The organism is Actinokineospora bangkokensis, assembly GCF_001940455.1.
Classification (GTDB): domain Bacteria; phylum Actinomycetota; class Actinomycetes; order Mycobacteriales; family Pseudonocardiaceae; genus Actinokineospora; species Actinokineospora bangkokensis.
Map to the genome: position 1 here is coordinate 37,990 of NZ_MKQR01000005.1, position 13,265 is coordinate 51,254.

Consider the following 13,265-nt stretch of genomic DNA (forward strand, 5'->3'; position numbering starts at 1 on the left):
CCCCAGCACCGCCGCCCGCCCCAACGCCCCCCTGTCCACCCCCACGATCTCCAACCGAGTCCCCACGAGCACCCCCCGCGGCAGCGCCCGAGCCCACTCCCGCGCCACCTCCACCGGGTGCACCGGGTCGTCCAAGCACGCCGCCACCCCCGCAGGCGCGTCCACGCCCCCCAACGCCTCCACCGTCGGTGCCGCGTGCTCCACCGCGGCCAGCAGCGAGTCGGCCAGCCCGTCCCCGTACCCCGTCCACGCCCGGGTCAGCTCCTCGGCCAGCCACGGCCGCACCCCCACCACGGCGGACTCCAGCGCCGCCGCCGTCCCGCGCGCCCGGACGTCCGCCGCGCTGTAGCGGGCGGCGACCGCCGCGGGGGCGTCGCCGGGCTCCCCGGTCCACCCCGGCAGGGCCAGCAGCAGCCCCGCGCACCGGTCCGGGTTCCGCGCCGCCCACTCCGCGGCCAGGTGCGCCCCGAGCGAGATCCCGCCGACGATCACCGGCCCGTCCGAGGCGGCCTCGTCGAAGGCGGCCAGGTGGGCCTTGACCAGCCCGGAACCCGGTTCGGGCCGCGGGGCGGCGAGCCGCACCCCGATCGCCGCGAGGGGGTCGGCGAAGACCTCCCGGACGAAGGTGTCGTCCGAACCCGTTCCCGGGACCAGCACAGCTGTGTGACCCTTGATCGGCGGCTGGGTCACACTCATGTTCCGGTCCTTGTCCTGAGCCGTAGCACGGTTACGCTGATTGTGCATGGATCGGTGTCGGGGCCGATCCCCACCACCAGGAGACGACGCCATGGGCACCACCACCAAGGGGGACGGATATTGGCACCGTCTCGTCAAGAAGCTCACCACGGACGTGGAGGTGCTCGACGCCGACGACCTGTCCGAGCACGCCGAGGCCAACGGCGCCCGGCGGGCCTGCGACTGCAGCGGTGGTGAGGAGGTCACGGTCTACGGCAGGCTGCGCAGCGTGGAGATGTGCCCGAGCGACGCGGCGGCGGCGCTGGAGGCCGAGCTGTTCGACGGCACCGAGGGCGTGACACTAGTGTGGCTGGGGCGGCGCCGGATCCCGGGCATCGAGCCGGGCCGGACGCTCAAGGCCACGGGCAGGCTCGCGGTGCGCGACGGCCGCAAGGTGCTCTACAACCCGTACTACGAGCTGCAGACGGCTCCATGACGAACGCGGTGACATGACGCAACCGGCTCCCGACCCCCGCCCCGGCGACCAGTCCCCGGGGGCTCCCGGGGCCGACGAGGCCGAGCAGGAGCGGCAGCCGACCCTGCTGGAGCAGATGGGCGGCGTGAGCGGCCTGGTCTACTCCAGCGTCCCGGTGGTCGTGTTCGTGCTGGCCAACGTGTTCTTCGGGCTGTCGGTGGCGATCTGGAGCTCGATCGGCGTCGCGGTGGCCATCACCGTGCTGCGGGTCGTGCGCAAGGAGCCGCTGCAACCGGCCATCTCCGGGTTCTTCGGCGTGGCCATCGCCGCGTTCATCGCCTGGAAGACCGGGTCGGCCAAGGGCTTCTTCCTGGTCGGGATCTGGACCAGCCTGCTCTACGGCGGGGTGTTCCTGCTGTCGGTGCTGGTGCGCTGGCCGTTGGTGGGGGTCATCTGGTCCTACCTCAACGGCCACGGGCAGTCCTGGCGCAAGGACCGCAGGGCCCGGCTGGCCTACGACATCGCCACCCTCACCTTCGTGGTGGTCTTCGCCGCGCGGTTCGTGGTGCAGAAGTGGCTCTACGACCAGGACTCGACCGGGTGGCTCGCCTTCGCCCGTCTCGCCATGGGCTACCCCCTGTTCGCCGTCGCGCTGGCGGTGACCGTGTGGGCGGTGGCCAGGGCCCAGGCCAGGCAGAAGGCCATCGAGGCCGAGCAGGTCGAGACCGACGCCGAGGCCGAGGCGCGGCTGCGGGAGAAGTACGCCGATCCGGCGTAGGCACCCGCTCCGAACCCCCAGGGCCACTGCGGCACAGCAGTGGCCCTTCTCCTCTTACGCGATCCTCAGGAACGCCCCGTACCCTACGGCTACGTAACCGTAGGTTCGTCTTGGGGGAGACGCCTGATCAGGATCGAGGTACTCCACCCGTGACCACCACCGTCGAACCCCCGGCCCGCACCGGGCCCAAGCCGCTGCTCGGCCGCCACCGCGGTGGCGCGGAGCAGTTCGGCGTGCAGGTCTTCGTGCTGGTGCCGCTGCTGGCGCTGGTCGCCGCCGTCCCGTTCGCCTGGGGCTGGGGGCTGGGCTGGAGCGACGTGGCCATCGGCGCGGCGTTCTTCGTCTTCACCGGCCTCGGGGTCACCGTCGGCTACCACCGGTACTTCACCCACGGCGCGTTCAAGGCCAAGCGCTGGCTGCGGGTGCTGCTCGCGGTCGCGGGCGGCATGTCCCTGCAGGGCTCGGTCATCGAGTGGGTCGCCGACCACCGCCGCCACCACGCGTTCTCCGACCGCGAGGGCGACCCGCACTCGCCCTGGCTGTTCGGCACCGGCGTCGTCGCCGTCGCCCGCGGCTTCTGGCACGCGCACATGGGCTGGCTGTTCGACCGCGACCGCACCAACGCCGACCGCTTCGCCCCCGACCTGCTCGCCGACACCGACCTGCGCCGCGTCGACCGCCTGTTCCCGCTGCTGACCGTGGTGTCCCTGCTGCTGCCCGCCCTCATCGGCGGCCTGGTGACCTGGTCCTGGTGGGGCGCGCTGACCGCGTTCTTCTGGGCGGGCATCATCCGCGTGGCCCTGCTCCACCACACCACCTGGTCGGTCAACTCGATCTGCCACATGGTCGGTGGGCGCCCGTTCAAGTCCCGCGACCGCGCCGCCAACTTCTGGCCGCTGGCCCTCGTCAGCTTCGGCGAGTCCTGGCACAACTCCCACCACGCCGACCCCACCTCGGCCCGCCACGGCGTCCTGCGCGGCCAGCTCGACATCTCCGCCCGCCTCATCTGGCTCTTCGAGAAGGCGGGCTGGGCCTGGGACGTCCGCTGGCCCACCCCCGCCCGCATCGCCAAGCTCCGCACCCCCTGACCCGTCCCGACCGCCGGAACGGGTGGGAACGTCCACCCCGCTAGACCGTGCCTGCCGGAAGGGTGGTCGGGATGAGCTACACGGCAACCGCGGTCCGCGAGGATCCGTTCTGGGTGGTCCAGGTGGACGGCGTCGGGACCACCCAGGGCCGCACGGCCGCGGAAGCGCGCCGCATGGCCTTCGACCTCGTCCGGGTCATGACCGGCGTGGACGCCCCCGAGGTGGTCGTCGACTTCGCGGTGTCCGGCATCCACCTCGGCGAGGTGCGCGACGTGCGCACCACCGTCGCCGACGCCGCGCGCGCCCAGGAGCGCGCGGCGTCGCGGTCCCGCTCACTGGCCCGGCGGCTGCGGGAGGCGGGCCTCACCGGGCGCGACATCGCGGAGATCCTCGGGGTTTCGCCGCAGCGGGTGTCCCAGCTCATCGCCAACAAGCCCTAGGCTCCGTCCGCCGACCCGCCCGCCGCTCCTGGCCCCCCACCCGACCCGCAGGTCGATCGGGCACGAGGACGGCCGGAGCGGGCGGCGTCGCCGTCGAGTCGACCAAGCGGTGAGCGCCGGCTCCGGTCAGTGGCCGAAGGCGCGGCGGATGTCGCCCTCCACGTCGGCGGCGGCGACGAAGAGGAGCTCGTCGCCCGCCTCCAGGGGGTCCTCGGGCTGGGGGACGATGACCCGGCCGCCGCGCAGGATCGTCACCAGGGCGGCGTCGCGGGGTAGCTGGACCTCGCCCACCGGCCTGCCCGCCCACGCGGTGTCGGCGGGCAGGGTCATCTCGACGAGGTTGGCCTGGCCCTGGCGCAGGGTGAGCAGCTGGACGAGGCCGCCGACGCTCACGGCCTCCTCGACCATGGCGGCGAGCACGCGCGGGGTGGACACGGCCACGTCGACGCCCCAGGCGGAGGTGAACAGCCACTCGTTCGCCGGGTGGTTGACCCTGGCGACCACGCGGCGGACGGCGAAGACGGTCTTGGCCAGCAGCGACACCACGAGGTTGGCCTTGTCGTCGCCGGTGGCGGCGATGACGACGTCGCAGAGCTGGATGCCCGCGTCCTCCAGCGAGGACAGCTCGCAGGCGTCGGCCAGCACCCACTCGGCCTGCTCGACGGTGTGCGGCTCGAACTGCTTGGCCAACCGCTCGATGAGCATGACCTGGTGGTCCCCGGCCACCAGCTCGGCGGCGATGGAGCGGCCGACGGCCCCGGCCCCGGCGATCGCGACGCGCATCAGTTGCCCTCCTCCGGCGACTGGGCGGCGGCCGCGACGACGTCGCTGACCGTCCCGGACAGGGTGGCCACGTACACCTGGTCGTCGGCCTGGATCACGGTCTTGGTCTCGGGCAGCACCCCGGTGCCGAAGCGCATGATGAACGCGACCCGCGCACCCGTGGCCTGCTGGAACTCCTTGACCGTGCGCCCCACCCAGCCCTCGTCCACCGGCACCTGGAGCAGCGCGACCTTGCCCGTGGGGTCGCGCCAGGCCGAGGCCACCCCGTCGGGCAGCAGGGTCCGCAGCAGCCGGTCGGTCGTCCACGGCACGGTCGCCACGGTCGGGATGCCCAGCCGCTCGTAGACCTCGGCCCGCTTGGGGTCGTAGATGCGCGCCACCACGTGCTCGACGCCGAAGGTCTCCCTGGCCACCCGGGCGGAGATGATGTTGGAGTTGTCGCCGCTGGAGACCGCGGCGAACGCCCCGGCCCGCTCGATGCCCGCCTCCACCATGACCCCGCGGTCGAAGCCGGGGCCGACGACCTGCTGGCCGTGGAAGTCCGGCCCCAGCCTGCGGAAGGCCTGGGCGTCCTTGTCGATGACGGCCACGGTGTGGTCCAGCCGCTCCAGGGCGGCGGCCATCATGGCCCCCACCCGGCCGCAGCCCATGATCACCACGTGCACGACCATCCTCCTGAGTCGGTCCAGCCTCGGGCCCCCTCGGGCACCGCCCGTCGGGCGACAGCGCTGAACCTACCGGGGACTGGTCCGAAACGGTGACCTGGCCGGGGACGAATCCGCACAGCCCGTGGCCACCTCGGCGCGCGCGGGGCGGGCACGGCTTAGGCTGTCGTCCCGTGTCCAAGTTCTCCACGGCGGCGAAGCGGCTGGTGGTCGGCAGGCCGTTCCGCAGCGACCGGCTCGCGCACACGCTGCTGCCCAAGCGCATCGCCCTGCCGGTGTTCGCCTCCGACGCCATGTCGTCGGTCGCCTACGCCCCCGAGGAGATCTTCCTCGTGCTGTCGGTGGCGGGCCTGTCCGCCTACGCCATGGCGCCGTGGGTGGGGGTGGTGGTCGTCATCGTCATGCTGACGGTGGTGGCCAGCTACCGCCAGAACGTGCGCGCCTACCCCTCCGGCGGCGGTGACTACGAGGTCGCCACGGTCAACCTGGGCAAGCAGGCGGGGTTGACCGTGGCCAGCGCGCTGCTGGTCGACTACGTGCTCACGGTGGCGGTGTCGATCTCCTCCGCGATGGCCAACATCGGCTCCGCGGTGCCGTTCGTGGCCAACCACAAGATGGAGTTCGCCGTCGTGGCGATCGTGGTGCTCACCGCGATCAACCTGCGCGGCATCCGCGAGTCCGGCGCCGCGTTCGCCGTGCCGACCTACGCGTTCATGGCGGGCATCGTCATCATGATCGCCTTCGGCCTGTTCCGCGGCGTGGTGCTCGGCGACGACATGCCCGCCGAGTCGGCGGGCTTCGGCGTGGAGACCGAGCACGGCGACCTGGCGGGCTTCGCGCTGGTGTTCCTGGTGCTGCGCGCGTTCTCCTCCGGCTGCGCCGCGCTGACCGGCGTGGAGGCCATCTCCAACGGCGTGCCCGCCTTCCGCAAGCCCAAGTCGAAGAACGCCGCCACCACGCTGCTGCTCATGGGCTCGATCGCGGTCGTGATGCTGATGGGCCTGATCGTGCTGGCCCAGATGACCGGCGTGCACATCGCCGAGGACCCGGCCAAGCAGCTCATCGGCGCGCCCGCGGGCTACGAGCAGAAGACGATGGTCGCCCAGATCGCGGAGGCGGTGTTCTCCGGCTTCCCGGCGGGCTTCTTCTTCATCACCGTGGTCACCGCGCTGATCCTGGTGCTCGCCGCCAACACCGCGTTCAACGGCTTCCCGGTGCTCGGCTCGATCCTGGCCCAGGACCGCTACCTGCCCCGCCAGTTGCACACCCGCGGCGACCGGCTGGCCTTCTCCAACGGCATCGTCGGCCTGGCCGGGTTCGCGATCGTGCTGGTCATCGCCTTCGACGCCGAGGTCACCCGGCTCATCCAGCTCTACATCGTGGGCGTGTTCGTCTCCTTCACCATGTCCCAGACCGGCATGATCCGGCACTGGAACCGGCACCTGGCCACCGAGACCGACCCGGCGCAGCGCCGCAGGATGCGCCGCTCGCAGGCCATCAACGCCTTCGGCCTGGCGATGACCGGCGCGGTGCTGGTGGTCGTGCTGATCACGAAGTTCCTGCTCGGGGCGTGGATCGCCATCGCCGCCATGGCGGTGATCTACCTGCTGATGACCGGCATCCGCCGCCACTACGACCGGGTGGCCGACGAGCTGGCCCGCGCCGAGGGCGAGCGCAAGTTCGTGCTGCCCTCGCGCATCCACACCGTCGTGCTGGTCTCCAAGCTGCACCTGCCCACCCGCCGCGCGCTCGCCTACGCCAAGGCGACCCGGCCCGACGTGCTGGAGGCGATCACCGTCAACGTCGACGACGTCGACACCAAGCGGCTGGTCAGCGAGTGGGACAAGGAGGGCTTCAAGATCCCGCTCAAGGTCGTCGAGTCGCCCTACCGGGAGATCACCAAGCCGGTGCTGGACTACGTCAAGCGCATCCGCAGCGACAACCCGCGCGACGTGGTCACCGTGTTCATCCCGGAGTACGTGGTGGGCCGCTGGTGGGAGCAGCTGCTGCACAACCAGAGCGCCCTGCGGCTCAAGGGCAGGCTGCTGTTCCAACCGGGGGTGATGGTGACCAGCGTGCCGTGGCAGCTGGAGTCGGCCAAGAACGCGGCCCCGCACGAGGTCATCGTCCCCGGCGCCATCCGCCGCGGGCTCACCGACGAGGGCAAGGAGCGCCGGTGACGGACTGGACCGGGGACAGCTTCGAGGTCGAGGTCGGCCCGGTGGCGCACGGCGGCCACTGCGTCGCCCGCCACGACAACCGCGTGGTGTTCGTCCGCCACGCCCTGCCCGGCGAGCGCGTCGTCGTGCGGGTCACCGAGGACAAGGGCGGGTCGTTCTGCCGCGCGGACGCCGTGGAGGTGCTGGAGGCCTCGCCCGAGCGCGTCGAGCCCCCGTGCCCCTACGCGCGCCCCGGCGCGTGCGGCGGGTGCGACTGGCAGCACGCCTCCGCGGCCGAGCAGCGCCGGTTGAAGGCGGCGGTCGTGGCCGAGCAGCTGTCCCGGCTCGCGGGCGTCGAGCGGGAGGTGGAGGTCGAGGACCTCGCGGGCGGCCTGGAGCACTGGCGCACCCGGGTGCGCCTCGCCGTCGACCGCGACGGCCACCTGGGCTTCCACGCCCACCGCAGCCACCGCGTCATCCCGGTCGACGACTGCGTGATCGCCGCCCCCGGCACCGTCGACGTCCTCGTCGACCGCACCTGGACACCGGGCGCCGAGCTGGACGTGGCGGTCGACGCCACCGGCCGCACGCACGCCTCGGAGCTGGTGCCCGACCGCGGCCGCAGGCGCAGCGGCAAGCCCGTGCTGCGCCCGGTCCGCGTGGTCGGCTCGGAGGTCGCGGTGGAGAACGCCGCCCGCCGCGACTGGGAGCTGTCCGCGCAGGGCTTCTGGCAGGTCCACCCGGACGCCGCCGACGTGCTGGCCGAGCGGGTGGGCCGGTGGGCCGACCTGCGCCCCGGCCAGGTCGCCTGGGACCTCTACGCGGGGGTGGGCCTGTTCGCCTCCGTCCTGGCGGCCCAGGTGGGCCCGGCGGGCGTGGTCGTCGCCGTCGAGTCGGTCGGCCGGGCCGCCGAGGACGCGGTGGCGAACCTGTCCGACCTGCCCCAGGTCCAGGTCCGCCCCGGCCGCGTCGAGCACGTGCTGTCCGACGACCTCCCCGTCCCGGACGTGGTGGTCCTCGACCCGCCGCGCAAGGGCGCGGGCCGCGAGGTCGTCGCCCGCATCGCGGGCCGCCACCCGGCCCGCGTCGTCTACGTCGCCTGCGACCCCGCCGCCCTCGCCCGCGACGTCGCCACCTTCCGCGACCTCGGGTACGACCTGACCGACCTGCGCGCCTACGACACCTTCCCGATGACCCACCACGTCGAGTGCGTGGCCCTCCTGGAACGCCGCCCGGTTTGAGGATCGGGCGAACCGGGCAAAAAGGAGGCATGCGACTCCTCCTCAACACCCTCGCCGCGGCCGCCCTGCTCGTCACCGTCTCCGCCTGCGACACCACCCCCGTCCAGACCCCGCCCCCCGCCCCCTCCGCCCCCGCGGGCACCAACGACGACGACCAGCAGGACGACCAGCAGGACAACCAGGACGACGACCAGAACGACCAGCAGGACGACCAGAACGACGACGCCGACGACCAGGGCGACGACCAGAACGACGGCTGACCCGCCGGCCCTTTCCCTCCCTGCGGGAAAGGGCCGCTCCGAACGGCCGGCACCACCCCGGGCGCCAGAGGGGCCGCACCCTTCTCAGTCAGCTCCCCTGTGGATGGTTGTCACCGCCGCTGCTTCACTTGCGGCATAATGGAATTCGGGGGTCCCCCGGGGCCTGTGGATGGATTTACCCGGGACGGCTCGCGATCTGGGAGAATGGAAAAACGGGGGATCCCCGGGGCCTGTGGATGGTGTGCCCCGGGGATTGTTGTTCTGTGGTAGGGGAAGTCAGTGCTGCGGAGGTGGGGAGCCCTGCGGCGGCTGGGGGCGCGGGCCGGTGGTGCCGGGTTGGTGCCAGGGTTGCGCTGGCGGAGGTGTCTGGTGTGGACCCGAGGTGCGCGTGCCCTGGGGTGGGGTTGCGTGCGCGGAGCCGTGGTTCGGAGGTTGGGGCGCGGCTGGGTAGCCGGGAGTTCCGGGACGGAAGCTGGGAGCGCCCTGCGTGGGCCCGGGCCACTGGGGGGCGGGTGCGCCCGGGCGGAAGCCGTGCGGTGCGCCCGGGGTGTGGTGGGGACCCGATGCGCCGGGGGGCTGCGGGACCGCTGTTCCAGCGGGGTGCGGGACAGGCGCGCCGGGGAGCGGGGCGCCAAGGGGCGGTGCGTCGCGCGGTGGGAGTCCGGCGCGCAAGCGCAGCCAGTCGGGGATGTGCTCCTCGGCGCGGGGGAAGGTGCGCAGCTCGTCCTGGAAGCCGATGGGGGGCGGGACGCGGCGCCAGCGCGGTTCGTCGTTCGGGTACCAGTCGCAGGTGAAGGCGCCGGGGGGTTCGATCTCGTAGACGGCCCAGAGCCAGGTGCCCCGGGTGGGGGAGTGCATCAGCTCGCGGAGCCTCGCCAAGCCCTCGACGACCTCGACCGGCGGGCGGACCAGGACGGGGACGCCGTCGGCGCCGGTGACCAGGACGTCGACCTCGACGTGCCTGCCCGCCGCCCGGTACTCGGCGCGGATGCGCTGCCAGTGCGCGCCCGCCACCTTCACCATCGCCCGACCGACCTGCTTCACCAGCCGGTCCTCGTCGGCGCCGCTCGGCTCGACCATGCGCTCCCCCACCGGTCCCGCGTCCCCCTGCCGGGCCGACCCTACCCCGTCGGTCAGCGCTGGATCGTCGGGTTCGGACCGAACGAGAGGCCCAGTTCGAACGGGTGCAGGCCCCAGGCGTCGATCGCGAAGCCGGACAGCGGGCCCGCCGCGCGCAGCGCCACCTCGGTCACCGGCGACGCCAGCACCTGGCCCTTGGTGACGACCGGCTGGCGGTCCACCCAGATCGGCGCGCCCTCGGGCACCGGGGACGCCTCCACGACGGAGAACTCCTCGCCGTCCGGGCCCGGCCGCACCATGATCAGCACGCACGGGCGCAGCGGCACGTCCCAGCCGCCGGTCTCCACGGCCAGGTACTCGCCGCGGTCGGCCGCCGCGCGCACCGCCTCCCCGATCCACCCGTACAGCTCGGCCGTGGCCTGCGGGGTCGCCGCCGCCCTGGCCTGCCCCTCGGTCGCCGCCACCACCCGCGACGCCTCGCTGACGACCCGCCCGCCCGCGTCGCGGTAGCGGTCCATCACCATCAGCGTGCCGCTGGCCCGGTCCAGGGCCACGACCTCGCGGAACCGCCGCCGGTCGATCTCCGAGCGGGCCACCGCGCCGCGCCCGAGCCTGGCCAGCAGGGCCTTGGGCTGCTCCACCCGCCAGTAGCTGACCTCGCCGTCGTGGTGCCACAGCGGCAGGAACCCGCCGACCGGCAGGCCCAGCGCGACGATCTCCAGCCTGCTGCCCGGCCGCGGACCGGGGTCGGCGACGATGTGCTCCACGCGCTCGTGGACCTCGGCTGCTTCCCCCTGCTGGTCCGCGCCGTGCGGTGCGCTGTCCTCTGTGGAAGCGGGTGCGTCCCCAGGGGACCCGGCGGGGATCGGCTCGGGTTCGGCGTCCTGGGACTCCGCCGCCGGTGCAGGCCGGTCCTCGTGCTCGGGCGCTTCCACCACCGGCAGCTCGGGCTCCGGTTCGTCCACCACGGGATCGACCGGCTCGGGCTCGGGGGCGTCCACCTCGGGTTCGAGCGCGGACGGCTCCGGCTCGTCCGGCTGGACCGGTTCTGGGTCGACCAGGGCGGGTTCCGGCGCGTTCACCACGGGGACGACCGGTTCGAGGGTGGTCAGCTCGGGCTCGTCGTTCACGGGCTCGACGGGCTCCGGGGGCTCGACCGGTTCGGGGTCGACCAGGGCGGGCTCGGGCGCGTTCATCACGGGGATGACGGGTTCGAGGGTGGTCAACGGGGGCTCGTCGGGCTCAGCGGGCTCGGGCGGGGTGGCCGCCTGCTCGGGCTCGGGAAGGACGGGCTCGGGTTCCGGCTCCGGCGGGTTCATGACCGGCACCACGGGTGCCATGACGGCGGTCAGCTCCACCTCGGGCTCGTGGCCGTTGCCGCCGGTGGGCAGCTGCTCGTCGAGGGTGCCGGAGTGGGCCGCGGGCTCGCGGACCGGGTGCAGCTCGCCCTGGCGCGGGTGCCACGGCCTGCTCCGGCCGTCCCCGGCGCGCGGCGGGGCGGTGACCCGGGCGAGCGGGTCGCGCGGCGTGCCGTCGTCCCCGCCCAGCACCAGGTCCGCCTGCGGGAACGGCACGCGGAAGCTCACCGGCCGCCACGGGTGGAAGGGGCGCGCGGGCTCCTCCTCGACGGGCGCCTGTGCGGTCACGACCTCCTGAGCCTCCCGCTCCTGAGCCTCCCGCTCTTGGGCGGCCTTGCGCTCGGCCTTCTGCGCGGGCGGCAGCTCCAGCGGGATGGTCGCCCGCTGCCGCACGGGCAGCGGCGCGTCCGTCGTCCGGAACACCAGCGGCGGCCTGGGCTCCTCGACCGGCCGCGGCTCGGGCGCCACGGGCTCCGGCTCGACGGCCACCGGCTCGGCGGGCAACCGGTGCGCGTCGCCGAGCGGGCTGACCGGCAGCGCGGGCCGGGTCGCCCACTCCGGGCGGGCTTGCGGGCGCGCCTGCTTGGCGGAGGTGAAGAAGCTCGACACCTGGGTGGCCCGCATCGCGCTGCTGGTGGAGTTGACCTGCGGCGCGGGCTCGACCTCCTCCTTGGCGCGCTGCTTGCCCATGGCCACCGCGAGCCACTGCCGGAAGCCCTTCTCCCGCTTGCGGTGCGCGGGCTGCTTGCCCCCGGCCCTGCCCTTCTCCTCGTCGCCCTTCTCCCCGTCGGCCTGCTCCTCGGCCTTGCGCTCGGCGGCGGGCTCGGGCGCGGCGTCGACGTCGCGGAACGGGTTGGGCAGGTCGGCGGCGAGGAACGGGTTCGGCCCACCCGGCACGCTCACGCCGTAGGGGTGCTGCTCCTGCGCGGGCGCCCCGGGGTAGGCGGCGTTCTGCCCGGGGAACACCGACGGCTGCTGCGCGTCGACCTCCCACTGGGCGGCCACCGCCCGCGCGGCGATGGCCCGCTGCGCCGCCGCCTGCTCCTCGGCGGCCTGCTGGGTCGCGGCCCGCAGGACAGCGGCGTGGTCCTCGGCCTGCTGGGCCGCCGTCAGGTCCGCCGCGGGCTGCGCCGCCTCGGCCTCCCGCGCGACCGGCTCGGCCGCGGGCTCGACGACCGGCTCCATGCGCAGGGTCTCGGGCTCTGCCTGCTCTGGCTGCGTTTCGGGCAGTGAAACGGGCTCGAACCGCCCCAGGCTGGGGGCGACCAGGTCCGGCGTGCGGAACGGCACGTGCGGCTGGACCCGGCTCTCCCACTCCCGGGGGTTGATCCGGAACGGCCGCGGCGTGAAGTCCAACCCGACGTTCTCGGCGTCCTCCGCCTGACCGCCCTGGTGCGACTCCTGCTCGGCGTCGGTGGGGGCGTGGGTGAGGGACGGCTCGTCGGTCCCGGCCGGGGTGGCGTCCTGCGCCTCGGGGGTGGCGGGCGCGTGGGTGGTTGCGGGCTCGTCGTGGGGCGCGGGTGCGGCCTGGAGGGGCTGCTCCGGCGCCTGGGTGGGTGCGGGGAAGGGCTGGGCGATCCGCGCTGTGGGCGCGTTGGCAGCGGTGGCCGTTGCTTCGGTGTCCGCGTGCTGCGGGACGGCGGCGGTCTCCTGGGGCGCAGTCGCGGCTGGCTGCGCCGGGGAAGTCTGCGTAGCCGGGGGCAGCGGTTCTGCGGGCGCGTCCTGGGGTGCTGCCGGTGTGTGTGGTTCCGCGAAGGCAGCTGTCAGCGGGGTTGGCTGCGCCTGGGGTGTTGCCGGTGCGTGGGTTCCCGCGACAGTTGGTTGTGCTGCCTCGGGGGTGGGCTGCGCTTGGGGTGTTGCTGGTGCGTGGGTTTCCGGGACAGCTGGTTGTGCTGCCTCGGGGGTTGGTTGCGCCTGGGGTGTTGCCGGGGCGTGCGGTCCCGCAACGGTCGGGTTCGCTGCTCCGGGGGTGGGCTGCGCCTGGGGTGCTGCCGGGGCTTGGGATTGCGTGGCGGTCGGGTCCGCTGCCCGCGGGATCTGCTGGGTCTGGGCAGTCGCCGCAGTTTCGTGGGCGTGGCCCGGTGCCGCGGCTGGTGCCTGCGGTGCTGATGGCGTTGCTGGGGCTGCTTGCGCGGATGCCGCCTGTGCCTGGGGCTCTGCGGGCGTGGTGGAGGCGGTTGGCTGGGCCAGCGGAGCGGGTGCCGCTGCGGCGCTCGGGTTCTGAGCGGCAGTCGGGGCTGTGGGACTGGGGGCGGTTGCTGGG

General features: G+C 73.8%; 12 protein-coding genes. 7 read left to right on the top strand and 5 right to left on the bottom strand.

Annotated elements, in window-relative coordinates:
* Positions 1–696 (bottom strand): alpha/beta fold hydrolase (locus BJP25_RS02735; RefSeq protein WP_075973172.1); only part of this gene is annotated, 696 nt, incomplete at its 3' end.
* A gap of 91 nt (positions 697–787) precedes the next feature.
* On the opposite strand from BJP25_RS02735, the gene BJP25_RS02740 reads away from it, so the two are divergent.
* The 4 genes from BJP25_RS02740 to BJP25_RS02755 all read left to right on the top strand — a co-directional run bounded on the left by BJP25_RS02740 (position 788) and on the right by BJP25_RS02755 (position 3,456).
* Positions 788–1,171, top strand: coding sequence for a single stranded DNA-binding domain-containing protein (locus BJP25_RS02740; protein ID WP_075973173.1), 384 nt, complete (start codon positions 788–790; stop codon positions 1,169–1,171).
* Positions 1,172–1,184: 13 nt separating this feature from the next.
* Positions 1,185–1,928 (top strand): DUF3159 domain-containing protein, encoded by a 744-nt coding sequence (locus BJP25_RS02745; RefSeq protein ID WP_075973174.1) that lies wholly within the window; start codon positions 1,185–1,187, stop codon positions 1,926–1,928.
* A gap of 149 nt (positions 1,929–2,077) precedes the next feature.
* On the top strand, positions 2,078–3,016 hold the full coding sequence (locus BJP25_RS02750) for an acyl-CoA desaturase (RefSeq protein ID WP_075973175.1): 939 nt from the start codon (positions 2,078–2,080) through the stop codon (positions 3,014–3,016).
* 71 nt (positions 3,017–3,087) lie between these two features.
* Positions 3,088–3,456, top strand: a complete 369-nt coding sequence (locus BJP25_RS02755) for a sigma-70 family RNA polymerase sigma factor (RefSeq protein ID WP_075973176.1) — start codon at positions 3,088–3,090, stop codon at positions 3,454–3,456.
* A gap of 126 nt (positions 3,457–3,582) precedes the next feature.
* Here BJP25_RS02755 and BJP25_RS02760 read toward each other — a convergent pair whose 3' ends face one another.
* Together BJP25_RS02760 and BJP25_RS02765 are read right to left on the bottom strand one after the other, a co-directional pair.
* The gene (locus BJP25_RS02760) at positions 3,583–4,239 is read right to left on the bottom strand and encodes a potassium channel family protein (protein WP_075973177.1); all 657 of its coding nucleotides are present in this window, start codon (positions 4,237–4,239) and stop codon (positions 3,583–3,585) included.
* Positions 4,239–4,904: a potassium channel family protein gene (locus BJP25_RS02765; protein WP_075973326.1), complete on the bottom strand. Its 666-nt coding sequence runs from the start codon at positions 4,902–4,904 to the stop codon at positions 4,239–4,241. Before BJP25_RS02765 ends, BJP25_RS02760 begins: the two co-directional genes overlap by 1 nt.
* 173 nt (positions 4,905–5,077) lie before the next feature.
* On the opposite strand from BJP25_RS02765, the gene BJP25_RS02770 reads away from it, so the two are divergent.
* Genes BJP25_RS02770 through BJP25_RS02780 form a run of 3 tightly spaced genes read left to right on the top strand, consistent with a single transcriptional unit; the run spans position 5,078 to position 8,564 of the window.
* Positions 5,078–7,084, top strand: a complete 2,007-nt coding sequence (locus BJP25_RS02770; protein ID WP_075973178.1) for an APC family permease — start codon at positions 5,078–5,080, stop codon at positions 7,082–7,084.
* A complete protein-coding gene (locus BJP25_RS02775; RefSeq protein WP_075973179.1) occupies positions 7,081–8,304 on the top strand; it encodes a class I SAM-dependent RNA methyltransferase in 1,224 nt (407 codons plus the stop codon). Before BJP25_RS02770 ends, BJP25_RS02775 begins: the two co-directional genes overlap by 4 nt.
* Before the next feature lie 29 nt (positions 8,305–8,333).
* Positions 8,334–8,564 carry a hypothetical protein gene (locus BJP25_RS02780; RefSeq protein ID WP_075973180.1) on the top strand — a complete coding sequence of 77 codons (231 nt, stop codon included), beginning with the start codon at positions 8,334–8,336 and terminating at the stop codon, positions 8,562–8,564.
* A 276-nt stretch (positions 8,565–8,840) separates the two neighbouring features.
* On the opposite strand, the gene BJP25_RS02785 is transcribed toward BJP25_RS02780, so the two are convergent.
* Positions 8,841–9,644, bottom strand: a complete 804-nt coding sequence (locus BJP25_RS02785; protein ID WP_075973181.1) for a hypothetical protein — start codon at positions 9,642–9,644, stop codon at positions 8,841–8,843.
* Positions 9,645–9,697: 53 nt separating this feature from the next.
* Complete coding sequence (locus tag BJP25_RS02790; RefSeq protein ID WP_075973182.1) at positions 9,698–12,358, bottom strand: hypothetical protein; 2,661 nt, start codon at positions 12,356–12,358, stop codon at positions 9,698–9,700.
* Between the last annotated feature and the right edge of the window lie 907 nt (positions 12,359–13,265).